At 73.7% G+C, this 24,946-nt stretch carries 22 protein-coding genes; 15 read left to right on the top strand and 7 right to left on the bottom strand.

What is annotated here, in order from left to right; all coding sequences use genetic code 11:
• Positions 1-215 precede the first annotated feature (215 nt).
• The 4 genes from pstS to pstB all read left to right on the top strand — a co-directional run bounded on the left by pstS (position 216) and on the right by pstB (position 4,291).
• Complete coding sequence (gene pstS, locus O2W53_RS09555) at positions 216-1,328, top strand: phosphate ABC transporter substrate-binding protein PstS (protein WP_269162821.1); 1,113 nt, start codon at positions 216-218, stop codon at positions 1,326-1,328.
• Between the two features lie 124 nt (positions 1,329-1,452).
• Entirely contained in the window at positions 1,453-2,400 is a 948-nt protein-coding gene (pstC, locus tag O2W53_RS09550) for a phosphate ABC transporter permease subunit PstC (RefSeq protein WP_269162820.1), read from the top strand.
• Positions 2,400-3,488 carry a phosphate ABC transporter permease PstA gene (gene pstA / locus O2W53_RS09545; protein WP_269162819.1) on the top strand — a complete coding sequence of 363 codons (1,089 nt, stop codon included), beginning with the start codon at positions 2,400-2,402 and terminating at the stop codon, positions 3,486-3,488. The genes pstC and pstA overlap by 1 nt, the downstream gene beginning before the upstream one ends.
• Positions 3,489-3,511: 23 nt before the next feature.
• A complete protein-coding gene (gene pstB / locus O2W53_RS09540; protein ID WP_269162818.1) occupies positions 3,512-4,291 on the top strand; it encodes a phosphate ABC transporter ATP-binding protein PstB in 780 nt (259 codons plus the stop codon).
• A gap of 27 nt (positions 4,292-4,318) precedes the next feature.
• Here pstB and O2W53_RS09535 read toward each other — a convergent pair whose 3' ends face one another.
• Positions 4,319-5,686 carry an LCP family protein gene (locus O2W53_RS09535; protein ID WP_269162817.1) on the bottom strand — a complete coding sequence of 456 codons (1,368 nt, stop codon included), beginning with the start codon at positions 5,684-5,686 and terminating at the stop codon, positions 4,319-4,321.
• A gap of 1,207 nt (positions 5,687-6,893) precedes the next feature.
• On the opposite strand from O2W53_RS09535, the gene O2W53_RS09530 reads away from it, so the two are divergent.
• Positions 6,894-8,030 carry a hypothetical protein gene (locus O2W53_RS09530; protein ID WP_269162816.1) on the top strand — a complete coding sequence of 379 codons (1,137 nt, stop codon included), beginning with the start codon at positions 6,894-6,896 and terminating at the stop codon, positions 8,028-8,030.
• 62 nt (positions 8,031-8,092) lie between these two features.
• Here O2W53_RS09530 and O2W53_RS09525 read toward each other — a convergent pair whose 3' ends face one another.
• Both O2W53_RS09525 and O2W53_RS09520 read right to left on the bottom strand, forming a co-directional pair.
• A complete protein-coding gene (locus O2W53_RS09525; protein ID WP_269162815.1) occupies positions 8,093-8,518 on the bottom strand; it encodes a DUF2795 domain-containing protein in 426 nt (141 codons plus the stop codon).
• Between the two features lie 34 nt (positions 8,519-8,552).
• Positions 8,553-8,762, bottom strand: a complete 210-nt coding sequence (locus O2W53_RS09520) for a DUF2945 domain-containing protein (protein WP_269162814.1) — start codon at positions 8,760-8,762, stop codon at positions 8,553-8,555.
• 316 nt (positions 8,763-9,078) lie between these two features.
• Between O2W53_RS09520 and O2W53_RS09515 the strand changes: the two genes are divergently transcribed.
• The 5 genes from O2W53_RS09515 (at position 9,079) to cysD (ending at position 14,159) form a co-directional block, all read left to right on the top strand.
• Positions 9,079-9,933: a siderophore-interacting protein gene (locus O2W53_RS09515; protein WP_269162813.1), complete on the top strand. Its 855-nt coding sequence runs from the start codon at positions 9,079-9,081 to the stop codon at positions 9,931-9,933.
• Between the two features lie 115 nt (positions 9,934-10,048).
• Entirely contained in the window at positions 10,049-10,789 is a 741-nt protein-coding gene (locus O2W53_RS09510) for a response regulator transcription factor (RefSeq protein ID WP_269162812.1), read from the top strand.
• Positions 10,790-10,812: 23 nt separating this feature from the next.
• Complete coding sequence (locus O2W53_RS09505; RefSeq protein WP_269162811.1) at positions 10,813-12,363, top strand: sensor histidine kinase; 1,551 nt, start codon at positions 10,813-10,815, stop codon at positions 12,361-12,363.
• 33 nt (positions 12,364-12,396) lie between these two features.
• A complete protein-coding gene (locus O2W53_RS09500; RefSeq protein WP_269162810.1) occupies positions 12,397-13,116 on the top strand; it encodes a PaaI family thioesterase in 720 nt (239 codons plus the stop codon).
• 134 nt (positions 13,117-13,250) lie between these two features.
• Positions 13,251-14,159: a sulfate adenylyltransferase subunit CysD gene (gene cysD, locus O2W53_RS09495; RefSeq protein ID WP_036333858.1), complete on the top strand. Its 909-nt coding sequence runs from the start codon at positions 13,251-13,253 to the stop codon at positions 14,157-14,159.
• On the opposite strand, the gene O2W53_RS09490 is transcribed toward cysD, so the two are convergent.
• Positions 14,150-14,479, bottom strand: a complete 330-nt coding sequence (locus O2W53_RS09490) for a hypothetical protein (protein ID WP_269162809.1) — start codon at positions 14,477-14,479, stop codon at positions 14,150-14,152. The genes cysD and O2W53_RS09490 overlap by 10 nt on opposite strands.
• A gap of 86 nt (positions 14,480-14,565) precedes the next feature.
• Between O2W53_RS09490 and O2W53_RS09485 the strand changes: the two genes are divergently transcribed.
• Both O2W53_RS09485 and O2W53_RS09480 read left to right on the top strand, forming a co-directional pair.
• Positions 14,566-15,882 carry a sulfate adenylyltransferase subunit 1 gene (locus O2W53_RS09485; protein ID WP_269162808.1) on the top strand — a complete coding sequence of 439 codons (1,317 nt, stop codon included), beginning with the start codon at positions 14,566-14,568 and terminating at the stop codon, positions 15,880-15,882.
• A gap of 43 nt (positions 15,883-15,925) precedes the next feature.
• Positions 15,926-17,146 carry a CynX/NimT family MFS transporter gene (locus O2W53_RS09480; RefSeq protein ID WP_269162807.1) on the top strand — a complete coding sequence of 407 codons (1,221 nt, stop codon included), beginning with the start codon at positions 15,926-15,928 and terminating at the stop codon, positions 17,144-17,146.
• On the opposite strand, the gene O2W53_RS09475 is transcribed toward O2W53_RS09480, so the two are convergent.
• A complete protein-coding gene (locus tag O2W53_RS09475; RefSeq protein ID WP_269162806.1) occupies positions 17,143-17,325 on the bottom strand; it encodes a hypothetical protein in 183 nt (60 codons plus the stop codon). The two genes, O2W53_RS09480 and O2W53_RS09475, sit on opposite strands and share 4 nt — an antisense overlap.
• Positions 17,326-17,400: 75 nt before the next feature.
• A complete protein-coding gene (locus O2W53_RS09470; RefSeq protein ID WP_269162805.1) occupies positions 17,401-17,814 on the bottom strand; it encodes an ATP-binding protein in 414 nt (137 codons plus the stop codon).
• Positions 17,815-18,001: 187 nt separating this feature from the next.
• Here O2W53_RS09470 and O2W53_RS09465 point away from each other — a divergent pair, with 187 nt between their 5' ends.
• Positions 18,002-18,364: a hypothetical protein gene (locus O2W53_RS09465; protein WP_269162804.1), complete on the top strand. Its 363-nt coding sequence runs from the start codon at positions 18,002-18,004 to the stop codon at positions 18,362-18,364.
• Between the two features lie 23 nt (positions 18,365-18,387).
• Here O2W53_RS09465 and hrpA read toward each other — a convergent pair whose 3' ends face one another.
• The gene (hrpA, locus tag O2W53_RS09460; RefSeq protein WP_269162803.1) at positions 18,388-22,344 is read right to left on the bottom strand and encodes an ATP-dependent RNA helicase HrpA; all 3,957 of its coding nucleotides are present in this window, start codon (positions 22,342-22,344) and stop codon (positions 18,388-18,390) included.
• 191 nt (positions 22,345-22,535) lie between these two features.
• On the opposite strand from hrpA, the gene O2W53_RS09455 reads away from it, so the two are divergent.
• Together O2W53_RS09455 and O2W53_RS09450 are read left to right on the top strand one after the other, a co-directional pair.
• Complete coding sequence (locus O2W53_RS09455) at positions 22,536-23,054, top strand: MarR family winged helix-turn-helix transcriptional regulator (RefSeq protein WP_269162802.1); 519 nt, start codon at positions 22,536-22,538, stop codon at positions 23,052-23,054.
• A complete protein-coding gene (locus tag O2W53_RS09450) occupies positions 23,051-24,931 on the top strand; it encodes an MDR family MFS transporter (protein WP_269162801.1) in 1,881 nt (626 codons plus the stop codon). The genes O2W53_RS09455 and O2W53_RS09450 overlap by 4 nt, the downstream gene beginning before the upstream one ends.
• The last annotated feature ends 15 nt before the right edge of the window (positions 24,932-24,946 follow it).

Here is a 24,946-nt window from a genome sequence, read left to right as displayed (position 1 = left end):
GCGGCCCGATCCGCCCGTCGGCGCCCCGCCACGCGGCGGTTCACCCGTTGGACGTACAGCGTCTGCCGTTTCGTGGGCCAAGTCTCAGTCCGCGTTCACCCCGCGTTCATCGACGCACCTGGATCCGTCCATCTGGGCTGCTTAGCGTCCTCGGCGTTCGATCTTCCCTGCCCGGCTCCGACGTCCGGGCACACACCAGTCGAAAGGCCACTGAGTTGAAGCTCAGCACCACGACGCGCACCGCGGCAGTGTCCGCAGCGCTCGCCGCCACCCTCGCTCTCGCCGCGTGCGGCGCCTCGAACGAGGAGAGCGGCACGGGCACTTCCGGGGGCGACAGCGGCGGGGAGCTCAGCGGCACCCTCGTCGGCGCCGGCGCCAGCAGCCAGCAGGCGGCCATGCAGGGCTGGACCGCCGGCTACTCCAGCGTCCAGCCCGATGTGACGGTCAACTACGACCCGATCGGCTCCGGCGGTGGCCGTGAGCAGTTCCTCGCCGGCGGCACCGACTTCGCCGGCTCGGACGCCGCGCTCGACGAGGAGGAGCTCGCGCAGGCCGAGGAGCGCTGCGGCGAGTCCGGCATCTTCGAGCTGGCCAACTACATCGCGCCGATCGCCGTGGTCTACAACGTCGAGGGCGTCGACGAGCTGAACCTCTCCCCCGAGGTCCTCGCCGGCATCTTCAACCAGCAGATCACCAACTGGAACGACCCGGCGATCGCGGCGGACAACCCGGACGCCACCCTGCCGGACCTCCCCATCACCCCGGTCAACCGGAGTGACGAGTCCGGCACCACGGAGAACTTCACCGAGTACCTGGTCGCCGCAGCCGGCGACGCCTGGCCGCACGAGGCCAGTGGCGACTGGCCGGTCTCCGGTGGCGAGGCCGCCCAGGGCACCTCCGGCGTGGTCAGCGCGGTCGGGGCCGGCAACGGCAGCATCGGCTACGCCGACCTGAGCCAGGCCGGCGACCTGGGTGTCGCCAACATCGGCGTCGGCGAGGAGTTCGTCGAGCCCACCGCCGAGGCCGCCGCCGCCGTCGTGGAGAACTCGGAGACGCTGGAGGGTCGCGGCGAGTACGACTTCGCCATCGAGCTCGCCCGCGACACCACCGAGTCGGGCAACTACCCGATCGTGCTGATCAGCTACCACGTCGGCTGCGTCGAGTACGAGGACCAGGAGACCGCCGACCTGGTCGCGGACTTCATGAGCTACGTGGTCAGCGAGGAGGGCCAGCAGGCCGCGGCCGAGGCCGCGGGCAGCGCGCCCATCTCGGACAACCTGCGCGAGCAGGCGCAGGGTGCGATCGACGCCATCACGGCTGCCGGCTGATCGAGCCGGTCAGCAGCGCGCTGCGGCGGCCCGGAGTGTCCACCCGGACACCCCGGGCCGCCGTGGTGCATGACCCACTGCACGCCTCCCCAGCATCCAGCGGTACGAGCCCCCGGAGCGATCGGTGACCTCCACCACCAGCGCACCACCCGCCCAGCAGCCCAAGAGCCGGCCCGGTGACCGCATCTTCGCCGGCACCGCCAAGGGCGCGGGCATCCTCATCCTGGTCATCCTCGCCGGAGTGGCCCTCTTTCTGATCAGCGAGTCGGTCCCGGCGCTGACGGCCTCCCCGGACGAGATCGCCGGTGACGGTGGCCTCGCCTCCTACATCGGGCCCCTGATCTTCGGCACCCTGCTCTCCGCGGTGATCGCCCTGCTGGTCGCCACCCCGCTGGCGGTGGCGATCGCGCTGTTCATCACCTTCTACGCGCCGCGCAAGCTGGCCGCCGGGCTGGGCTACGTGGTCGACCTGCTGGCCGCGATCCCGAGCATCGTCTACGGCTTCTGGGGCATCTTCTGGCTCGCCCCGAAGCTGGTGCCCTTCTACCGCTGGCTGGAGGAGAACCTCGGGTTCATCCCGTTCTTCGCCGGGCCGGTCTCCTCGAGCGGCCGGACCATGCTGACCATCGGGCTGGTGCTCGGCGTGATGATCCTGCCGATCGTCAGCGCCATCTCCCGCGAGGTGTTCAGCCAGGTGCCGACGCTGCACACCGAGGCCGCCCTCGCCCTGGGCGCCACCCGCTGGGAGATGATCAAGATGGCCGTCATCCCCTACGGCAAGTCCGGTGTCATCGGCGGCTCGATGCTCGGCCTGGGGCGCGCCCTCGGCGAGACCATGGCCGTGGCGATCATCCTGTCCGGCTCGGCCGCCGGGATCACCTGGGCGCTGATCACCAGCGCCAACCCGCAGACGATCGCAGCGAACATCGCGCTGGAGTTCCCGGAGTCGACCGGACTCGCCGTCAACACCCTGATCGCCAGCGGGCTCGCGCTGTTCGTGATCACCCTCCTGGTCAACATGCTCGCCCGGTGGGTCGTCAACCGCCGGTCCGACTTCTCCGGAGCCAACTGATGAGCACCTCCACCCAGCAGTCCAGCGCCGCGCCGGAGACCTCTGCGCCGCCCCAGGGCGCCCTGGGCGGCCACGAGAAGCAGGCGCCGTGGGTGCCGTGGGCGGTGTTCGGTGCCGCCGCCGTCCTCGCGCTGGCGATCGGCCTGCTGACCAGCTGGAACATCGTGCTGTTCGTCATCTACACGGTGGTGCTGGGCACGCTGGGCACCTACCTGCTGTCCCGGGTGACCGAGGGGCCGCGCAAGGCGGTCGACCGGCTGATCACCTGCCTGGTGGTCAGCGCCTTCGGCATCGCCATGGTGCCGCTGGTCTCGCTGGTCTACGAGGTGGTCCGTCGCGGTGCGGAGCGCTTCGACGCCGAGTTCTTCACCGCCTCGCTGCAGGGCGTCATCGGCTCGGGTGGGGGCGCGTACCACGCGCTCATGGGCACGCTGATCATCACCTTGCTGACCACGCTCATCTCCGTGCCGATCGGCCTGATGACCGCCATCTACCTGGTCGAGTACGGCACCGGCCGGCTCAAGCGGTCGATCACCTTCTTCATCGACGTGATGACCGGCATCCCCTCGATCGTCGCCGGTCTGTTCGCCTACGCACTGTTCGTGCTGATCTTCGGCCCGGGCGTACGGCTGGGGATCATGGGCGCGGTGGCGCTGTCGGTGCTGATGATCCCGGTGGTCGTGCGCTCGGCGGAGGAGGTGCTCAAGCTCGTCCCGAACGAGCTCCGCGAGGCCGCCTACGCCCTGGGCGTGCCCAAGTGGCGCACGATCCTCAAGGTGGTCATCCCGACCGCGATCGCCGGCCTGGCCACCGGTGTCACGCTGGCCATCGCCCGCGTGGTCGGTGAGACCGCACCGCTGCTGATCACCGTCGGCATCACCAACGCCTTGAACTTCAACGCGTTCGACGGGCGGATGGCGACCCTGCCGGTGTACGCGTACTACCAGCTCACCCAGCCGGGCGTGCCACCACAGGACGCGATCGACCGGGCCTGGACAGCGGCCCTGGTCCTCATCATGCTGGTCATGGGCCTCAACGTGGTCGCCCGCCTGATCAGCCGTCTCTTCGCCCCCAAGACCAGTCGCTGACCCGGAACCCGGAGGAACACCACGTGGCCAAGCGCATCGACGTCTCGGACCTGGACATCTACTACGGCAACTTCAAGGCCGTGGAAGGGGTCAACCTCTCCATCGAGCCGCGGAGCATCACGGCGCTGATCGGTCCCTCGGGCTGCGGGAAGTCCACCTTCCTGCGGGCCCTCAACCGGATGCACGAGGTGATCCCCGGCGCCCGCGTCGAGGGCAAGGTCGTCATCGAGGGGCAGGACCTCTACGGCTCCGACGTCGACCCGGTCGACGTCCGCCGGCAGATCGGCATGGTCTTCCAGCGGCCGAACCCGTTCCCGACGATGTCGATCTACGACAACGTCGCGGCGGGCCTGCGGCTGAACGCCAAGAAGACCAGCAAGAGCGACATGGACGGCCTGGTCGAGCGCTCTCTCAAGGGCGCGAACCTCTGGAACGAGGTCAAGGACCGGCTGAACCGCCCGGGCTCGGGGCTCTCCGGCGGTCAGCAGCAGCGGCTGTGCATCGCCCGGGCCATCGCCGTCCAGCCCGAGGTGCTGCTGATGGACGAGCCGTGCTCCGCGCTCGACCCGATCTCCACGCTGGCCGTGGAGGACCTGATGATGGAGCTCAAGGAGCAGTTCACCATCGTCATCGTCACCCACAACATGCAGCAGGCCGCGCGGGTCAGCGAGACCACCGGGTTCTTCAACCTCAACGGGGTCGGCCAGCCCGGCCGGCTGATCGAGTACAACCCCACCGAGAAGATCTTCAGCAACCCCGACGAGAAGGCGACGGAGGACTACATCTCCGGCCGGTTCGGGTGATGCTCCGCTGAGCGGCTCTCCCGCCGCTCAGCTGCAGGACGATGCGGCCTCGGCCTCCGCGACAGCGGGGTCCGGGGCCGCTGTCGTGGGCACCGGGGTGCCGATGTCGACGGGAGCCAGACCGGTGTACTCCGGCCCGACGACCAGCTGCACCGCCGAGCCGACCAGGTCCGTCTCCACCAGCACGGCACCGGGCACGGCCGCCGCCACGGTGCGCGCGGGCTCCAGCGCCGCCGGGCCGTACCGGACCACGGTGCGGTCCACGGTGGCCGGTTCGATGCCCCGGGCACCGACCCGGAACCCCGCGGCGGCCAGACCGTCGGCCACCTCGCCGGTGCGCCCGGCTGCGGAGCCGTCCAGCACGTCCACCGTCACCCCGGCCGGCGCCACGGAGACCGTCGTCCCCTCGGGGACCGGGTCGCCGGCCGCCGGCTCGGTGAGGGCGGGGTCGGTCGGCGCCGCGTCGGCGACGTCCTGCGCGGCCGGGGCGGGCAGCCGGCCCGCGTCGATGACCGAGTCGAACAGCTGCCGGGTCGCGGTCGCGTCGACGACCACCACCGCCTGGTCGCTGCCGTTGGGCACGTGGCCCACCTCGGCGACCGGGAGCCCGGTCCGCTCGATCGCGCTCCCGGACAGCTCGCCCAGGGTAGCCCCGAAGGACCGCAGGTCCCCGAGCGTCGTCCCGGCGTCCACGGTGAACGCATCGCCGGCCCGGGAGAGGAAGCGGGTCAGGGTCAGCGGGTCGACCAGTGTGCTGTCCGCCAGGGCGGAGTCGAGTGCCGAGACCAGCACCCGCTGCTCGCGCTCGGCCACCGCGGCACCGGTGACGTCGGTCCCGGTGGCGGCGGGCTGCAGGTAGCCGGTCACCTCCGCGCCGGCCAGCTGGAGGCCACCCGTCCCCGGGCAGACCGGGACCCCGCCGAGCGCCTCCACCATGCCGGGCAGCCGGGCGAGGTCGACGGACACGTAGTGGTCGACCCGCAGGCCGGTCAGCTGCTGCACCGACCGGACCAGGCACGAGGGCCCGCCGTCGAGCAGTGCGGCGGCGAACGGCTCGGTCACGGGCTGGCGCAGCTCGCCGTCCGCCGTCCGGCAGACGGGGGTGTCGGTCAGCGCCGTGGGAGGCAGGCTGACCAGGACGGCCTGCTCACCGTCGCCGGAGACGTGCACGACCACGGGGCTGACCCCAGGCAGCCCACTGCGCCCGGGCACACCGGTGCCGACCAGCAGGTAGGTCGACGAGGTCTCCTGCAGCTGCGGGGCGAGCACCTCGGGGCCGTCGGTGACCAGTGCGTCGACCCGGTCGATCCCACGGTCGACGTAGAAGTAGAGGCCGACGTAGAAGACGGCCACCAGGCCGAGCAGGGCCACCAGCGCGAAGGCGACCCGGGTCAACCGACGACGGACCGGACCGGCCGGTGGACGCGGCGCCGGCAAGTCGGCGACCGTGGCGCCCCCGGGGACGACGGGCACATCCCGACCGGGGATCGGCGGCACCGGCAGGCTCCGGCGCACGCCGGGCACCGGCACCGAGTACTGCGGTGGCGCGGAGGGGGTGACCGACGGCGGGTGCACCGGCCGCGGGGGCGGCGGGGCCGCCGCCGGGGACTGCGGGGCCGCCGCCGGGGGCTGCGGAGTCGGCGGGGCCGCTGCCGGGGGCGGGGCCGGAGCGGCTCCGTGCGCCGCCCGGGGGACCGGCCGCAGGGGCACCGGCGCGAACGGTGGCGCTGCCGGGGGCGTCGCGGCCTGGCTGCGGCCGGCCGGTGGCGCCGGGTCCGGCGGGACGCCGGGGGGACGTGACGACGACCCGACCGGCGTCGAGGCGGGGAACGGGGGACGACGGTCTGCCGTCGGCGCGGCCCGCGGCACGGCGAGAGGCGCGGGCGCGCGGGATCCGGGTGGGGCGACCGGCGGGCGGGCGGGCCGGACAGCCGGCTCCTCGGCCGGCGTGGCGGGCTCCGGATCCGAGGCCGGTCCGGGCATCGCCGGCTGCCAACCGGTCGGGAGCACCGGCGGCGAGGGCACGGCGGACGGCTGCGGACGGTCCCGCCACGCACCCCCGGGACCGAGCTCGTCGGAGATCGCCGGCCGGCCGGGCCGGGCGGGACCGTCACCCCTGGCGGGGCCCGGCTGCCACAGCGGGGTGCCGGCGTCCTCGACCGGCTGCTGACGGCCGGTGGCCTCACCGGCCTCGCGTCGCTCCGCCCGTCGCCGGCGGACCCCGGTGCCCGAGCGGGCGAGCAGCTCGGCGACGGTCAGCGGCGCGGCCGGGCCGTTCGCACCGGGACCACCTGGCTCGCCTCCCGGGACAGGAGGGACGGCGCCGGTCGGTCGGTCGCCGCGCCGGGGACCGTCGTCGGCCCCGTCCCGCGTCGGCTGATCCGCCACCGGCGTCGACATCCCATCGTCGTTGTCCGCAGTCGCTCGCTGCGCGGTCGTCCTGCGCCCTGGGACGGCCGGAGACCGCCGCCAGCGCGACCGTTCCACGATACGGGCGGTGGGCCACCAGGCCGGCCGGACGCGCGGGCGGCGGACGGATCCCGTCGCGCAGGACGGGGGTCTCGACCGGCAGATCGACCCGCCGGACCGTAGCGTCTGGCCCGTGAAGTTGCCCTTTCCCGGCCCGTCGGACGTGCTGAACGCCGCCGGGGGCCTCCGCGACGGCGTCGCCGAGGCCCTCGCCCTGCTGCCTCGGGTGGTGGGGGCCCTCAACGAGGGTGAACAGCTGCTGAAGCGCGTCGGGGTGCTCGTCGACCGGATGGAACGCATCGCCGACCGGGCCGAGGTGGCGGTCGCCGGCATCGACGTCACCCGCGCCCTCGCCGACGAAGCCGTCGCCCGGATCGGCGTCACGAACGACGCCGCCGACGCCGCCGTCGCCCGGATCGGGGTCACGAACGACGCCGCCGACGCCGCCGTCGCACGGATCGGCGTCACCAACGACGCCGCGGACGCCGCCGTCGCACGGATCGGCATCACGAACGACGCCGCCGACGCCGCCGTCGCACGGATCGGGGTGACCAACGACGCCGCCGACGCTGCGGTGGCCCGGATCGGCGTCACCAACGACGCCGCCGACCGGTCCGTCGCACGGATCGGGGTCACCAACGACGCCGCGGACGAGTCCGTCGCCCGGATCGGGGTGACCAATGACGCCGCGGACGCCGCCGTCGCACGGATCGGGGTCACGAACGACGCCGCGGACGAGTCCGTCGCACGGATCGGCGTGACCAACGACGCCGCCGACCGGTCCGTCGCCCGGATCGGGGTCACCAACGACGCCGCCGACGAGTCCGTCGCCCGGATCGGCCGGTCCACCGATGCCGCCGATGAGCTCCTCACCGCGGTCGCGGGCACGGCCGGCGCCGCCGACGGCACGCTGGCCCGCGCGGAGGCGCTGCTCGCGACGATCTCCCCGCTACTGGAGGACTACCGCCCCGCGTTGCGGACGCTGGCCCCGGTGCTGACCCGGTTCGCCGAGGAGCTGCACACCGACGAGGTCACCGCGATCATCACGCTGGTCGACCGGCTCCCCGACCTGGTGGTGCACCTCGACGAGGACCTGCTCCCCGTGCTGCTGACGCTGAGCGACGTCGCACCGGACGTGCACACCCTGGTGGAGACCGTGCAGGACATGCGCCAGGTGGTGAAGGGGTTCCCGGGGTCGCGGCTGTTCCGTCGCCGTGGCGCGGAGGAGATCGCCGAGGAGGAGGCGGCCGAGGCCGACAGCTCCTCCTGAACGCACCGACCGGCGCCGCCCCCAGGGGACGACGCCGGTCGCTGGTCGGTCAGATCGAGGGCTCAGGTCTCGGTCGGGTAGCCCAGCGCTCGGACGACGTCCCCGATGCGCTCGAAGACCTGGCCCTCGGGCAGCCGGGACAGCTCCTCGGCGACCACGTCCGGGGCCCGGTGGTCACGGGCGGCCTCGACCAGCTCCGAGCCGGTGCTCGGGAAGTCCGCGCGGTCCAGCCAGCGGGACAGCTCCGCCCGGGCCACGACCGCGTTCGCGTCCATGCCCTGCGGGACCCCGCCGACCAACGTGCCGGCCGGGTCGGCGTCGATGTCGGGCTGGTCCTCCCCGACCGGCTCCACCTCGCGCCACTCCTCGGAACGGGTGGCCCGCTCCCCCTTCATCATCCCCTGCACCTCGTGCTCGAGCTCCTCGTCGATGCGCGGGTTGTGCTTGGTGCTCCGGCTCCCGGTGAAGCCGCCGTCTGACTCGCTCACGTTCTCCTCCTCCGTGCGGGCGTCGCCGCGCCGCTCAGTCCTTCTCCAGTGCGCTGGGCTTGTGCACGGCGGTGCCCCCGCTCTTCTCGCTCTCGACCTCGTACTGCGGGTCGTCGGGGCTGGCGCGCACCGTTCGCCCGGCAGCCTCGGTGTCCTCGGTGATCTTGCGCTTCACCGTGCCCTCGGCCGTGCCGCCGTGGCTCTTCCAGCTCACGTGGTCGCCCTTCGAGAACTCCTCCGCCATGTCAGGCCCCCTCTCGCACCGTCGGTCCGGTGTGCCTGCCCGTGGCGGCACGGGCGCACACATCGGGCGCCGGTGCGCGTCGACCGGCTCTCCGCCACCCGACGGCGGTCACCCGTTCGGGGGGTCTCTGCGCGGTCGGTGGTGCCGGCGGCAGGATCGTCACGTAGCGTGCTCACTCGACGGGACGCACACAGCGTCTTCCCTGATCAGTGCGATCAACTGGTCACGCTGGGTGAGGTCCTCGTCCACGATCGCCGGCCCGGCTGGCCCCATTCCCCCGGGGCCGGCCGGGCCGGCCCCGTTAGGGTCGGTCCTCGTGGCGACCGAGGACGAGGCACCGATCGACGAGGCCCCGATCGACGAACCGGCCCGCACGGCAGCCGCGCCCGGCGCCGGGGCGGCCGACCCCGCCGTCCGCCCGGTCGACGTGCTCAGCGTGACCGCCGTGCGGGACGTGACGCCCGCGGTCCGCCGGGTCACCCTCACCGCGCCCGCCGCCGTGGTCGCCGCCTGCGGACCCACGATGTCCCTGCTGGTCCCCCGCGCCGACGACCGCTCCCCCCGCTGGCCGCAGGTGGCCCGCGACGGCCGCATCGTCTGGCCGCAGGGCAGCCACGGCGTCGCCCTGCGCAGCTACACCGCGCGCCGGCAGGACCCGGGCGCCGGGGAGGTCGACGTCGACTTCGTGCTGCACGGCGACGGCCCGGCCGCCTCCTGGGCGGCGGCCGCCACGCCCGGCGCCGTGCTGGGCCTGGCCAGCGCCGCACCCCTGGGCGCCTCCCCCGCCGGCTGGTTGTTGCTGGCCGGCGACGAGACCGCGCTCCCGGCGATCAGCCGGATCCTGGCGGCGGCCGCCCCGGACACCCGCGGCGTCGCCCTGCTCGAGGTGGCCGGCCCGCAGGAGGAGCAGCCGCTGACCGCCCCGGCCGGTGTCGAGCTGCGCTGGCTGCACCGGGCCGGGACGGCGCCGGAGGCGAGCACCCTGCTGGTCGACGCGGTGGCCGCGCTGCACCGCCCGCCGGGTGAGGACCTCTTCGCCTGGGTGGGCGCCGAGTCGGCCGTCGTCCGCGCGGTGCGCGCCGACCTGCGGGGCCGCTGGGGGCTGCGCCGAAGCCAGCACCACGCCATCGGCTACTGGCGCGCCGGCCGGGCGATGTCCCCGGCCGGGTGACCGCCTCGCAGCCCGGACACCCAGGCTCCTCACAGGTGGCGTCCAGGACAGCCGCAGTCGCCAGCGGCATGCTGGAGCGATGACGACGCTGCCGCAGGGTCCATCGGGGGGAGATGTGTCCACCACCAGCTCCCGCTCACCGGCTCCCGGCGCCCAGCGGCCCGAGGCCCGGCTCCTGGTCGTCGACGACGAGCCGAACATCCGTGAACTACTGTCGGCCAGCCTCCGGTACGCCGGCTTCGAGGTGGCGACCGCGCCGGACGGGCAGCAGGCCCTGTCCGTCGCGGAGCAGTTCCGCCCCGACCTGCTCGTGCTCGACGTGATGATGCCCGGGCTGGACGGCTTCGGCGTCGTCCGCCGGCTGCGCCAGAACGGGTCGCACACCCCCGTGCTGTTCCTGACCGCCCGGGACGCCGCCGACGACAAGGTCACCGGACTGACCCTGGGCGGGGACGACTACGTCACCAAGCCGTTCAGCCTCGACGAGGTGCTGGCCCGCATCCGGGCGGTGCTGCGCCGCACCCAGAGCGTGCAGCCGGCCACCGAGGCACCGCGGCTGACCTTCGCCGACATCGAGCTCGACGAGGAGTCGCACGAGGTCCTCAAGGCCGGCAAGCTGGTCAGCCTGTCGCCGACGGAGTTCAAGCTGCTCCGCTACCTGATGACCAACGCCGGCCGGGTGCTGTCGAAGGCGCAGATCCTCGACCACGTGTGGAACTACGACTTCAACGGCGAGGCCAACGTGGTCGAGTCCTACATCTCCTACCTGCGTCGCAAGATCGACACCACCGAACCGCGGCTGCTGCACACGTTGCGCGGCGTGGGCTACTCGCTGCGCCTGCCCCGCGGCTCGTGACCGCCACCGCCCCCAGGACGCCGGTGGAGCCGACCACGACCCCTCCGTCCGCAGGTGCGCCGGCGGAGCACCCGGCCCGGGGCTCCGCGCCCCGGATCCCGCTGCGGGTCACCCTCGTCGCGCTGATGGTGGCCCTGGTCGCGGCGGCGCTGGCCGCCACCGGCTTCGCCGCGACCTCTCTGCTGCGCGACTACCTGGTCGAGCAGCAGGACACCGAGCTGGCCCGATCACTGGACCAGCTGGCGGCGCAGCCGTACGTGGTCCCCCGGGTCTGTTCCCCCGGTGAGATGCGGTTCCCGAACAACCAGTACCTCGCCTGCGTCGACGTCGGCGCCGAGGACAGCACCCTGGCGGTGGCGACGGGCCCCCGGGACGACGGCGACCTGCCCGACGTCAGCGGCCTGGACCCGGCGTCCGTCGACGGGCCGCAGGTCTTCACCGCCCGCTCGGCGGACGGGCAGACCAGTTGGCGCGTGGGCGCGATCCGGGTGCCCGGCACCCCGTTCAGCGACGAGGTCGTCCTCTTGGTGGGGCTCGACCTCGCCGAGGACGAGGAGACCCTCGGCTGGCTGGTGCGGATCGAGCTGGTGGTCGGCCTGCTGGTCCTCGCGGTACTGGGTGTCGCTGGGTACCTGGTGGTGCGCAACAGCCTGCGACCCCTCGTCGAGGTCGAGCACACGGCCCAGGCGATCGCCGCCGGTGACCTGTCCCGGCGCGTGCCCGACGGCGACGACCGGACCGAGGTCGGCCGGCTGTCGCAGGCGCTGAACGGCATGCTCGGCCGGATCGAGAGCTCCTTCCGCGCCCAGCAGGCCTCCGAGGAGCACGCCGTCGCCTCCGAGGCCCGGATGCGCCGGTTCGTCGCGGACGCCAGCCACGAGCTGCGCACCCCGCTCACCTCCATCCGCGGCTTCGCCGAGCTGCACCGGCAGGGCGCGGTCCACGGCCCGGAGGACACCGGCCGGCTCATGCAGCGGATCGAGTCCGAGGCGACCCGGATGGGGCTGCTCGTCGAGGACCTGCTGCAGCTGGCCCGGCTGGACCAGCAGCGGCCCCTGGCACTGGGCCCCGTCGACCTGGCCGAGCTGGCCGGCGACGCCGTGCACGACGCCCGCGCCGTCGCCCCCGACCGCTCGCTCAGCCTGCAGCTGGACCCCTCGCTCACCGACGTCCCCGTCGTGCGCGGCGACGAGGCGCGGTTGCGCCAGGTGATCGGGAACCTGGTCACCAACGCGCTGACCCACACCCCCGCCGACACCCGGGTGACCATCCGGGTGGCCGAGGACCAGGCCGAGCCCGGCTGGCTCGTCCTCGCGGTCACCGACGAGGGCCCCGGCCTGGCCCGGGCCGACGCCGACCGGGTGTTCGAGCGGTTCTACCGCGCCGACGCCTCGCGGACCCGGGCCGCGGGGGGCACCGGCCTCGGGCTGTCCATCGTCGCCGCGCTGGTCGAGGCGCACGGCGGCCGGGTCGAGCTGCGCACCGCCCCCGGCGAGGGCGCCACCTTCGCCGTCCACCTGCCCCGGTCCGGTCCGCCCGCCCCGCCTGCGGACCAGGCGCCCGGCCCCTCCTGACCCGGCCGTCGGGCCGCCTGGTCTGATCCACGGGTGACGATCGAGGGGACTGCGACCGAGGCCGAGCTGCTGGCGGCCGTCACCGACCTGGGCAGCGCCCTGCGCGAGCTGGTCGGCACCGCGGTGACGACGACGGTGCCGGCTGCCGAGCTGCGGTCGGCGGCCGTCGCCGTCCGGCAGGTCACCGCCCGGCTGTCGGCCGCCCGACGCAGCCGGGACCAGCTGCCGGCGCTCGACGACCCGGGGCAGGCGCGCCGGGTCTTCAACCCGGTCAGCGGCGTCGGGAACCCGCTGGCCCCGCCCCTGGTCATCCGGCGCGAGGACGACGGCGTCGTCACCGAGGTGGCACTGGGGCTGGCCTACGAGGGCCCGCCGAGCTACGTGCACGGCGGGATCAGCGCGCTGATGATGGACCAGCTGCTCGGCTCCGCGGCGATCGCGGCCGGGCTCTGGGGCATGACGGCGCGGCTGGAGCTGGACTACCGCCGTCCGGTGCCCCTGGAGACGGCGCTGGTGCTGCGGGCGGCGGTCCGGGAGAGCGCCGGCCGCCGGACCACGGTCTCCGGGACGATCGCGCTGGCCGCGGCCCCGGACCAGCCGCTGGTGGAGGCGCGCGGGGTGTTCGTGACGCCCCGGCCGGAGCAGGCCGCTGCCTACTTCTCCGCCATCACCGATGCCTCCGGCCGGTCGACCCCACCCGGCCGCCCCGGGGACGCGACCGCGGTCGTCGAGCAGCCCGGCACCACCGGCTGAGCCGACCGGCCGCCGGGCCCGGGTGCGCCATGCCGGACACTGGTGCCGGGAATCCCCACCACGTCGATGGGGTTGCCCCACTGATCGCGTCGCCGGCCGGCGACGTCTGCCGTCGTCCCCGGGAGCTCGACAGCGTGTCCATCGCCGACCACCGGCTCACCCAGCTGCAGACGCTGGAGGCCGAGTCCGTCCACGTGATCCGCGAGGTGGCAGCCGAGTCCGAGCGACCGGTCCTGCTGTTCTCCGGCGGCAAGGACTCGATCGTCATGCTCGAGCTCGCCCGCAAGGCGTTCGCTCCGGCGCGCATCCCCTTCCCGGTGATGCACATCGACACCGGGCTGAACTTCCCCGAGGTCCTGGAGTTCCGGGACAAGCGGGTCGCCGAGCTGGGCGTGGAGCTGGTGGTCGCCTCGGTGCCCGACGCCATCGCCGCCGGCACGGTGCGCCAGGAGCCCAACGGGTCGCGCAACCGGATCCAGACCCCGGTGCTGCTGGACGCCGTGGAGCAGCACGGCTTCACCGCCCTCTTCGGCGGCGCACGGCGCGACGAGGACAAGGCCCGGGCCAAGGAGCGGATGTTCTCCTTCCGCGACGAGTTCGGCCAGTGGGACCCGAAGAACCAGCGCCCCGAGCTCTGGGACCTCTACAACGGCCGCACCCACCTCGGTGAGTCGATCCGGGTGTTCCCGCTGTCGAACTGGACCGAGCTGGACATCTGGGGTTACGTCCTCCAGGAGGAGATCGCGATCCCGCCGCTGTACCTGGCGCGGGAACGGGACGTCGTCGACCGCCAGGGGATGCTCTACGCGGTCAACGAGTTCATCACGCCCCGGGACGGCGAGCAGGTGCTGCGCGAGAGCGTCCGGTACCGCACCGTCGGCGATGCGAACCTGACCGCGGCCGTCCGCTCGACGGCCACCAGCATCGAGGAGGTCATCGCCGAGATCGCGGTGACCCGGCTGACCGAGCGCGGCGCCACCCGCGGTGACGACAAGGTCAGCGACGCCGCCATGGAGGACCGCAAGAAGGAGGGCTACTTCTGATGGCGGTCCTGATGGCGGCGAGCACGCGCGGCCAGCGCGGCCTCCAGCCGCTCGACCTCGGCCTGCTGCCCCTGGACGCGGGCCCGGCGCAGCGAGCGCCGCATGCGCCGGCGGCGGTCGACCAGCACCCGGACGACGACGCCCAGCAGCACCAGCCCGGTCAGCCAGCCCACCACCTCGGGCACGCCCGGGCCCAGTGGCGCCCCGAACGCCGCGCCGATCAGACCGCTGGCCCACTCGGTGACGACGTAGCCGACGACGTAACCCAGCAGCACGACCATCAGCGCGGGCACTGCGGCAGCGAAGACGAACACCGTCACCTCTCCGTGGACGTGGGGCCCAGCGTCCGCCTCCGCGGAGCCGCCCGCCAGCGAGACCTCCGACGAGACAGGGAAGAGGCCGCCCGATGACCTCCGCCGAGGCACCCATCGACGTCCACTCCGCCGCCGCCGAGGCGGCCGCGGAGATCGCGCACGCCCGCAAGGACATCCTGCGCATCGCCACCGCCGGCTCCGTCGACGACGGCAAGAGCACGCTGATCGGCCGGTTGCTGTACGACAGCAAGGCCGTGTTCGAGGACCAGTACGCCGCGATCGAGCGGGCCAGCCGGGGCGACTACGTCGACCTGGCGCTGCTCACCGACGGGCTGCGCGCCGAGCGCGAGCAGGGCATCACGATCGACGTCGCCTACCGCTACTTCAGCACCCCGCGGCGCACGTTCATCCTCGCCGACACCCCCGGGCACGTGCAGTACACCCGCAACATGGTCACCGGCGCCTCGACCGCGGACCTGGCGATCGTGCTGGTCGACGCCCGCAAGGGCATGGTCGAGCAGAGCCGCCGGCACGCCTTCCTGGCCTCCCTGCTGCGGGTGCCGCACCTGGTGGTCGCGGTGAACAAGATGGACCTGGTCGACTGGTCGGAGGACGTCTTCGAGGGCATCCGCGACGAGTTCACCGCCTTCGCCACCAAGCTCGAGGTCCCCGACCTGACGGTCGTCCCGATCTCCGCGCTGCAGGGCGACAACGTGGTGACCCGGTCCACGCACATGCCCTGGTACGAGGGCACCTCGCTGCTGCACCACCTGGAGCACGTGCACGTGGCCAGCGACCGGAACCTCGTCGACACCCGGTTCCCGGTCCAGTACGTGGTCCGGCCGCAGTCCGACGCCTTCCACGACTACCGCGGCTACGCCGGCCGGGTCGGGGCCGGCGTGCTGCGCCCCGGCGACGAGGTGCAGGTGCTGCCCAGCGGGCTGACCACCACGATCACCGCGATCGACGGGCCGAACGGCCCGGTGGAGGCGGCCTTCCCGCCCATGTCGGTGACCGTGCGGCTGGCCGACGACCTCGACGTCTCCCGCGGCGACATGATCTGCCGCCCGCACAACGCCCCGCAGGTCACCCAGGACCTCGACGCGCTGGTCTGCTGGATGGCCGATGCCCCGTTGACACCGCGGATGCGGCTGGCCGTCAAGCACACCACCCGCACGGTGCGCGCGATGGTCAAGGAGCTGCAGTACCGGCTGGACGTCAACACGCTGCACCGGGAGACCGACGCGACCGGGCTGGGCCTCAACGACATCGGCCGGGTGCGGCTGCGCACCACCCAGCCGCTGTTCGTCGACGACTACCACCGCAACCGCGTGACCGGCCGCTTCATCCTGATCGACGAGGCGACCAACGCCACCGTCGGCGCCGGGATGCTCACCCCCGCAGGCTGATGGCCGCAGGACCCCGTCCTCCCCGGGGCGGGGTCGTGCGGCGGTGACCGACGTCGCCGCACCGCGGGTCCGCTCGCGGGGCGCGGTGCTGCTGCTGGTCGCGGCGATCGTCGCCGTGGCGCTGAACCAGCGGCCGGCCGTCGTCGCGGTGGCGCCGCTGCTGGGCGCCCTGCGTTCGGACACCGGCCTGAGCAGCGCGCTGGCCGGCCTGCTGACCGCGCTCCCGGTGCTCTGCTTCGGTGCCTTCGCCCCGCTCGCCCCACAACTGGCCCGCCGGATCGGGCTGGAGACGGCGGTGGCAGCCTCGCTGGTGCTGCTGGCCGGTGGCATCGCCCTGCGGGTGCTGCCCCCGGTCGCGCTCCTGTACGCCGGCACCCTGGTGGCCGGCGCGGCGATCGCCATCGCGAACGTGCTGATGCCGGCCTACGTCAAACGGGAGTTCACCCGGCCCGGCGCGGTGATGGGCGCCTACTCCGCGTCGCTGAACGTCGGCGCGGCCGCCGCCGCGGGGCTCACCGTGCCGATCGGTGCGGCGCTCGGGGTGGAGTGGCGGGTGGCGCTCGCCTCCTGGCTGGTGCTGGCCCTCGCGGCCCTGGCTCTCTGGCTGCCGGTGGCGGGGGTGCGCGGCACCCGGACGGCGCCGCCGGAGGCCGGCTCGTGGTCGCTGCTGCGGCAGCCGCTGGCCCGGCAGGTGACCGCCTACCTGGGCCTGCAGAGCGTGCAGTTCTACTCCTTCGCCGCCTGGCTGCCCACCCTGCTGGCCGACGCCGGGGTGCCGGTGCGGGAAGCCGGGCTGCTGCTGGCGGCGACCAACGTCACCGGCGCCCTCGGGGCACTGCTGGTGCCGGCCGCAGCCGGTCGGATGCCGACCCAGCGGCCGCTGGTGGCCGGCGTGCTGGCCGCGTACGCCGTCGGGCTGGGCGGGCTGCTGCTCGCCCCGGCCAGCGGCACGTTGGTCTGGGTGGCCGTGTTCGGCGTGGCCCAGGGCGGCGGGTTCGCCCTGGCGCTGACGCTCATCGTGCTGCGCAGCCCGAGCCCGCTGGTGGCCGCCCAACTGGGTGGCGTGGCCCAGTGCCTGGGGTACCTGGTCGCCTCGACCGGGCCGGTGGCGCTGGGGGCGCTGCACGACGCCACGGCCGGGTGGACCTGGCCCCTGGTGCTGCTGATCGCGCTGCTGACCCCGATGGTCTGGGCCGGCTGGGGTGCCGCGCGCGACGCCGTCCTGGACCCCGGAGAGCCGAGGACGGCGTCGCGGCCGGACTAGGCCGTCGGGTCGGTCGCGGCGTCCGGCTGCGGGGCGTTCGCGGCCTCGCCGTTCCAGTCCCTGCCGGCCTCGTCGGCGTTCTCGGAGGCGCTGTCGGTCTGCCCGGCGACGGTCTCCACCATCTCCTCGTCGGACAGGCCCTGTCCGGCGGGCTCGGTGTGGCTGGTCGGCTCACTCATGCGACGACTCCTTCGTCTGACGGTCGCGGTCCCCCGGACCGTCCCCGTCCGGCCGGAACGGCAAACCAGCGCCGGTCAGGGCCCGGTGGGCTCGCCCACGGCGGCGGGCGACAGCTCGAACCACACCCGCTTGCCGCCGCGGTGCTCCTCGCACCCCCAGCGGTCCGCGATGGCATCGACCAACTGCATCCCCCGGCCCCGCTCCTCGGTGAGCGACAGCTCCCGGACCACCGGCGGCACCGCGGAGCCGTCCAGCACCCCGACCCGCAGCCAGGCACCGGCCAGGCTCAGCTCCAGCGTCAGCACGTCGCCGCCGGCATGGTCCACGACGTTGGCCACCAGCTCGGTGACCAGCAGCTCCGCGTCCTCCGGGTCCTGCTGTGCGCGCCAGCTGCGCATCACGTCACGGACGAGACGCCGGGCCAGCGGGACGCTGCTCGCCCGGAGCGGCAGGTCGACGCTCGCGGTGAAGGAGGACACGGGTCTCATCTCGGCAGCCTGAGTTCCGGTTGTCCGCAACCGGCATGGGCACCACCATCCCATCGAGTGCGCCGATGCGCAATGCCCGTTGCATGTCATGGTCATTGCATGCAAGATCTGTTCAGTTCAGTTCAGTAGTGTGCAACTGGACTTTCGAGCCGAACGGCTCGTACCGATGCCCGAGGGGGGTGAGGGTGTGACCGAGACCGATGGACCGTTCGAGGACGACGCCACCCGCGCCCTGCGCACCCTGCTCACCGAGCTGGACGCCTGCACGGCCCAGCTGGAGCAGGCGAGGGCGCGGGCAGAGGCGCTGCTCGCGGCCCGGGCGTCCGGCCTGCCCTGGCAGGACGTCGTCGGCTCGGAGGCGCGCCCGCTGATCGTGGAGCGGATCAGCACCGTGCTCGGCGCCCTCTCCACCGCCGGGCATGCCTGGCGGCGGGAGCAGGCGGCCGCTCTGCAGGCCGAGGACGTGAGCATCAACCGGATCGCCGCGATGTTCGGCGTGACCCGCCAACGGATCTCCGCCCTGCTCCGCGAGGCGAACGACCCCGCCTGACCCGCGCGGCCCTGGCTGGGCCGTCAGGCGCTGATCGCGTCGATCGCCTTGTAGACCCGCTGTTCGGAGATCGGCCGAGGGGTGCCGACAGTCTGCGCGAACAGCCCCACCCGGAGCTCCTCGATCATCCAGCGCACCCGGGTGACCGGGTCGTCCGGCGCCCCGGTCGGCGGTGCGGCCGCACGCAGCTGCGCGTACTCGGCCGTCACCGCGGCGACCTGCGCGGTCCACAGTTCGTCGCGGGCGGCATTGGCCGGCAGCTTCTCCAGCCGGTGGGCCATCGCCGTCAGGTACCGCACGAGGTCCGGCAGCCGGCGCCGGCCGGCGGTGGCGACGAACCCGCGGTGCAGCAGCCCGCCCATCTGGGCGCGCAGGTCGGCGATCGCCGCCTCCGGCACCCGGCGTCCGGGCGCGGCACCGATGGCGATGGCCACCTCGCGGGCCTGGGTCAGCACCGCCTCCACCCGGCGGACGGCGTCGGAGGTCAGCGGCAGCAGCTGCTCCCGCGCCGAGGCGACCAGCGCGGTGAACGCCGCCTCGGTGCGCGGTGGACCGCCGCCCGCGGCGATGAGCTCGTCGGCCGCCGCGTCCACGCAGTCGGCCACCAGGTCGGGGATCTCGCCGTCCGGGTTGAACTGCAGTGCCAGCCGGCTGCGTGGGCCCAGCCCCTTGACCACCTGCCTGACCGGTGCCCCGGCGACCAGCACCAGCAGCCGGCGCGCCCCGCGCCAGCCCAGCCGGGTCGCCTCCGCCTGGGTGGCCACCACCCGGACGCCGACCGTCGCACCCTCGTCGACCAGCGCGGGGTACGCGGTGACCACGTGACCGCCGCGCTGCACCTCCACGGTCGCCGGCAGGTCCCCGAAGGTCCAGCTGGTCTGGCCGGTGCGCTCGTAGGTGGAGGCTGCCCGCGCCAGGCTGGCGCGGGCGTGCGGTGCCACCTCGGCGCGCAGCGCGGTCAGGTCCTTGCCCTGGGCCAGCGGACGCTGCTGGTCGTCGAGCACCCGGAAGGTCGCCCGCAGGTGGGCGGGCACCTCGGCCGGCTGCCAGGCGTCGGGCGGGATGACGACCGAGGTGGCCCGGCGCAGCTCGCGCTCCAGCGCCGGCAACAGCGGCTCGGTGGGGTCGATGTGCGGCAGCACCTCGCGCACCCGGTCGGGGATCGGCACCAGCCCGCGGCGCAGCTGCTTGGGCAGGGAGCGCAGCAGCTCGGTGACCAGCTCCGCCCGCTGCCCGGGCACGGTGAACGCCAGAGACTCCCCGGAGGTCGCGGCCAGGGTGTCCAGCACGCCCAGCGGGACGTCGACGGTGACGCCGTCCTCGGCCGCTCCCGGGGCGAACGCGTAGGACAGCGGCAGGGTCAGCCCCTGGGTCAGCCGCACCTCGTCCGGGTAGTCCTCGGCCTGCACCTGCCCGGCGGCCGCGGCGTTGGTGAGCATCTCCGGGGTGAAGGTCAGCAGGTCCGGCTGGGTCCGCCGGGCCTCCTTCCACCAGCGGTCGAAGTGCCGGGTGGAGACGACGTCGGCCGGCACCCGGGCGTCGTAGAGCTCGAACACCGTCTCGTCGTCCACCCGGATGTCCCGGCGGCGGGCCCGCTCCTCCAGCTCGGCGACCCGCTCGATCGCTGCCTGGTTCTCCGCCCAGAACCGGTGGTGCGTCGTCCACTCGCCCTGCACCAGGGCGTGCCCGATGAACAGCTCGCGGGAGACGACCGGGTCGATCGAGCCGTACTGCACCCGCCGGCCCACCACCAGCGGCAGGCCGTAGAGGGTGACCCGCTCGGTGGCGACGACCGAGCCGCGCTTGGCGTCCCACCGCGGCTCGCTGTACTGCCGGTTCACCAGGTGGTCGGCCAGCCGCTCGACCACCTCCGGCTCCACCCGGGCGACGGTGCGGGCGAAGAGCCGGCTGGTCTCGACCAGCTCTGCGGCGACCACCCAGCGCGGCGGCTTCTTGGCCAGCGGGGTGCCCGGGGCGATCACGAACCGGGTGTTGCGGGTGCCCAGGTACTCCCGGCCGGGCCGGCCGGGCTTGCCGCTGCGGTCCTTGACCGGCTCGGCCTGCATGCCGACCTGGGAGAGCAGCCCGGCCAGCAACGAGGCGGTGACGCCCCGCTCGTCGGGGGCCGGAGCCAACGAGCCGGTGGTCATGCCCAGCCGGCGGGCGGTGCTGCGCAGCTGGCCGTGCAGGTCCTGCCACTCCCGGATCCGCAGGTAGTGCAGGAACTCCTTCTTCACGGTGCGCCGGAACTGGTTGCCCGACAGCTCCTCGGCCCGCTCCGCCAGGTAGCTCCACAGGTTCAGCAGGGCGAGGAAGTCGGAGTTCTCGTCGGCGAACCGCTTGTGCAGCTCGTCGGCGGCCTGCTGGTGCTCGGCCGGGCGCTCCCGCACGTCCTGCACGGTGAGACCGGCGGCGATGACCAGCACTTCCTCCAGCACGCCGCGCCGGTCGGCCTCCACGACCATCCGGGCGATCCGGGGGTCCAGCGGCAGGGCGGCCAGCGCCCGCCCGGTCTCGGTGAGCTTCCCGTCGCCGTCCAGCGCGGCGAGCTCCTGCAGCAGGGCGAGACCGTCGGCGACCGCCCGGCGGTCCGGCGGGTCGATGAACGGGAAGTCGGCGACGTCGCCCAGGTCGAGCGAGGCCATCTGCAGCAGCACCGAGGCCAGGTTGGTGCGCAGGATCTCCGGGTCGGTGTACTCCGGCCGGGCGTCGTAGTCGTCTTGCGTGTACAGCCGGATCGCGATGCCCTCGCTGGTGCGCCCGCACCGGCCGGAGCGCTGCCGGGCCGAGGCCTGGCTGACCGGCTCGATCGGCAGCCGCTGCACCTTCGTGCGATGGCTGTACCGGGAGATCCGCGCGGTGCCCGGGTCGACGACGTACTTGATACCGGGCACCGTCAGTGACGTCTCGGCGACGTTGGTGGCCAGCACGATCCGGCGGCCGGTGTGCGCCTGGAAGACCTTGTGCTGGTCGGCGGCCGACAGCCGGGAGTAGAGCGGCAGGACGTCGATGGGGGTGCCGTTGCGCTCCGTCGTCCCACCCAGGGCCTCGGCGGTGTCCCGGATCTCGCGCTCACCGGCGAGGAAGACCAGCACGTCGCCCGGTCCCTCGGCGACCAGCTCGGCGCAGGCGTCGACGATCGCGGAGGTCTGGTCCCGGTCGGGGTCGGCCTCGGGCTCGTCGGGGTCGATCACCGGCCGGTAGCGGACCTCGACCGGGTAGGTGCGCCCGCTGACCTCGACGACCGGCACCCGCGCGCCGTCGGTCGAGAAGTGCTTGGCGATCCGGTCGACGTCGATGGTCGCCGAGGTGATGACCAGCTTCAGGTCCGGACGGCGGGGCAGCAGCCGGGCCAGGTAGCCCAGCAGGAAGTCGATGTTGAGGCTCCGCTCGTGGGCCTCGTCGATGATGATCGTGTCGTACTGGCGCAGCATCCGGTCGCGCTGCACCTCGGCCAGCAGGACGCCGTCGGTCATCAGCTTGACCAGCGTCTTGTCGCCGACCTCGTCGGTGAACCGGACCTTCCAGCCGACGGTCTCGCCCAGCGGGGAGCCGATCTCCTCGGCGATCCGCTCGGCCACCGTGCGGGCGGCCAGCCGCCGCGGCTGGGTGTGCCCGATCCGGCCGCGCACCCCACGGCCCAGCTCGAGCAGGATCTTCGGCAGCTGGGTGGTCTTGCCCGAGCCGGTCTCGCCGGCCACCACGACCACCTGGGAGTCGCGCAGCGCGGCGGCGATGTCCTCGCGGCGCTGGCTGACCGGCAGCTCCTCCGGGTAGCTGACCACCGGGACGGCGGCGCGACGGCGGGCGATGCGCTCCTCGGCGGCGACGACGTCCGCGGCGATCTGCTCGTGCTGGCGGGCGCGGGCGGCCGGGTCCTTGGTGCGCCGGGTGCCGTCGAGCCGTCGGCGGAGCCGGTGCTCGTCGGCGAGGGTGAGTGCGGACAGCCGGGACCGGAGGTCGTCGTGCGGGGTGGTCACGGGGTGCTCGCAGTTCCTTGGAGAGGGGGGACGACCACCCAGGGTCTCACCTCCCCGGCCACGGTCGCAGGCGTCACACTCCGTGCAGCATGCAACTGGTTGCGTGCACCGCGCAACGGATTGTATGGTGCAACGGTTCCTCCGGCGCACCGTCGCGCTGCGCAGACCCGCCGCGAACCCCCGGAGCAGTGATGACCGACCTCGCCCGCCACCCGGACCAGAGGGTGGCCCTCGGCGACGAACTCGGCCGCCTGATGCGGGTGATGCACGCGCTCAAGGCCCTGGCCACCGACGAGTCCGGCCCCGACGCCCGGGAGCGGGCGGCGCACGTGCTGCTGTTCCCCCTGACCCGGCTGGGCCCGCTCCGGCAGGGCGCGCTCGCCGAGATGGTGCACGCCGACCCCTCGACGGTCAGCCGGCACGTCACCCTGCTCGTCGACCAGGGGCTGGTGCGCCGGGTCGCCGACGAGCGGGACGGCCGGGCCAGCCGGCTCATCGTGACCCCCGCCGGCGAGGCCGCCCTGGAGCGGCTGCGCGAGGAGCGCAACGCCCACCTGGCGCAGGCCACCGCCGGCTGGACCCCGGCCGAGCTCGACTCCTTCACCACCGCGCTGCAGCGGTTCGTCCAGGACCTCACCGACCACCTCCCGACCCCCGGTGCCCCAGCTGGCAGCGCCGGGGACGACCGCGAGGAGAAGAAGGACCGATGACCCAGACCAGCGACCGCGCGACCGGGGCCACCCGCCGGGACGCCCGCGCCGCCGCGGCGGCGCCCGACGCCTCCGGGGTGTTCACCCACCGCCAGATCATGACGATCCTGGGCGGCCTCCTGCTCGGCATGTTCCTCGCCGCGCTGGACCAGACCGTGGTGTCCACGGCGATCCGCACGATCGCCGACGACCTGAACGGCTACGACCTGCAGGCGTGGGCGACCACGGCGTTCCTGATCACCTCGACGATCACCACGCCGCTCTACGGCAAGTTGAGCGACATGTACGGCCGCCGGCCGTTCTACCTCTTCGCGATCGCCGTCTTCGTGATCGGCTCGATGCTGTGCGGCCTGGCCGACACGATGTACCAGCTGGCCGTCTACCGGGCGATCCAGGGCATCGGTGCCGGTGGGCTGATGTCGCTGGCGCTGGCGATCATCGCCGACATCGTGCCGCCGCGGGAGCGCTCGAAGTACCAGGGGTACTTCATGGCCGTCTTCGGCACCTCCAGCGTGCTCGGCCCGGTCATCGGCGGCTTCTTCGCCGGCCAGTCCGCGATCCTGGGCATCACCGGCTGGCGGTGGATCTTCTACGTCAACGTGCCGCTGGGCATCCTCGCGTTCGCCGTCGTGTTCAAGGTGCTGCACCTGCCGCACACCAAGCGTGAGCACCGCATCGACTTCCCCGGCGCCCTGGCCCTGATCACCTTCCTGGTGCCGCTGCTGATCGTCGCCGAGCAGGGCCGCACCTGGGGCTGGGACAGCACCGGCGCGCTGGTCTGCTACGCCCTCTCCGCCGTCGGCTTCGTGCTCTTCGTGCTGGCCGAGCGGGTCTACAAGGACGATGCGCTGCTGCCGTTGCGGATGTTCGCCAACCGGACGTTCGCGGTGACCAGCCTCAGCAGCATCGTGCTGGGCGCCGGCATGTTCGGCGGCATCCTGCTGCTGCCCCAGTACCTGCAGATCGTGCTCGGCTCCAGCCCCACCCAGGCCGGGCTGCAGATGATCCCGCTGGTCATGGGGATCATGGCCGGCTCGATCATCGCCGGTCAGGTCATCGCCCGGACCAGCGTGTACAAGCCGTTCCCGCTGGTCGGCGTGGTCTTCATCGTCACCGCGCTGGTGTCGCTGTCCGTCATCGTCGGCGCGGACACCTCGGTGTGGGCGCTGTTCCCCTTCATGACCCTGATGGGGCTGGGCCTGGGCTTCAACTTCCAGCCGGTCATCCTGGCGGTGCAGAACGCGGTCAGCCCGCGGGAGATCGGCGTCGCCACCTCGTCGGTGACGTTCTTCCGGCAGATGGGCGGCACCCTGGGGACGGCGGTCTTCCTCTCCGTGCTGTTCACCCGGCTGCCCACCGACATCGGCAGGGAGGTCTCCGCCGCCGCTGCCGCCGACCCGGCACTGGCCCCGCAGCTGCAGGCGGCAGCCGGCAACGCGGCCGACCTGTCGGACACCTCCTTCATCCAGGAGCTGCCCCGCGCCGTCGCCCTGCCGTTCAAGGCCGGTTTCGCCGACTCGATCGACATGGTCTTCCTGATCGCCGCCGGCGTGGTCGCGCTGGGCTTCTTCGTGCTGCTCTTCCTGCCCCAGCTGGAGCTGCGGACCCAGTCCGGCATCCAGGCCCAGCAGGCCGGCGCCCGCGAGGTCACCGACGACCCGACCACCGCAGCGGCGCACGCGGCCGGTGCCGCGGCGCCGACGTCGGTCGAGCCGCCGGTCGACGACGCCGACCGCTCCGACCGGCGCCTGGACGACGACCGGGTGGGCGCACCGACGTCCGGCGGGGGCCGGCACGAGGCGGCGCCGGACCAGCCGACCGGGCTGGACAGCGTCCCGGCCGACCACCTGCCCGACGGGGCGCGCAACCAGCGCTGACCGCTCCTCGCACGC

The organism is Modestobacter sp. VKM Ac-2978 (assembly GCF_026968025.1).
Classification (GTDB): domain Bacteria; phylum Actinomycetota; class Actinomycetes; order Mycobacteriales; family Geodermatophilaceae; genus Modestobacter.
Note: the sequence above shows the minus strand (reverse complement) of the source record. Positions and strands in the feature narration are given on the sequence as shown.

Coding starts and splice junctions, on each gene's coding strand:
- O2W53_RS09470 (WP_269162805.1), bottom strand. CDS start 17,814: ATGAGACCCGTGTCCTCCTTCACCGCGAGCGTCGACCTGCCGCTCCGG.
- pstA (WP_269162819.1), top strand. CDS start 2,400: ATGAGCACCTCCACCCAGCAGTCCAGCGCCGCGCCGGAGACCTCTGCG.
- O2W53_RS09520 (WP_269162814.1), bottom strand. CDS start 8,762: ATGGCGGAGGAGTTCTCGAAGGGCGACCACGTGAGCTGGAAGAGCCAC.
- O2W53_RS09450 (WP_269162801.1), top strand. CDS start 23,051: ATGACCCAGACCAGCGACCGCGCGACCGGGGCCACCCGCCGGGACGCC.
- O2W53_RS09475 (WP_269162806.1), bottom strand. CDS start 17,325: ATGAGTGAGCCGACCAGCCACACCGAGCCCGCCGGACAGGGCCTGTCC.
- O2W53_RS09485 (WP_269162808.1), top strand. CDS start 14,566: ATGACCTCCGCCGAGGCACCCATCGACGTCCACTCCGCCGCCGCCGAG.
- O2W53_RS09455 (WP_269162802.1), top strand. CDS start 22,536: ATGACCGACCTCGCCCGCCACCCGGACCAGAGGGTGGCCCTCGGCGAC.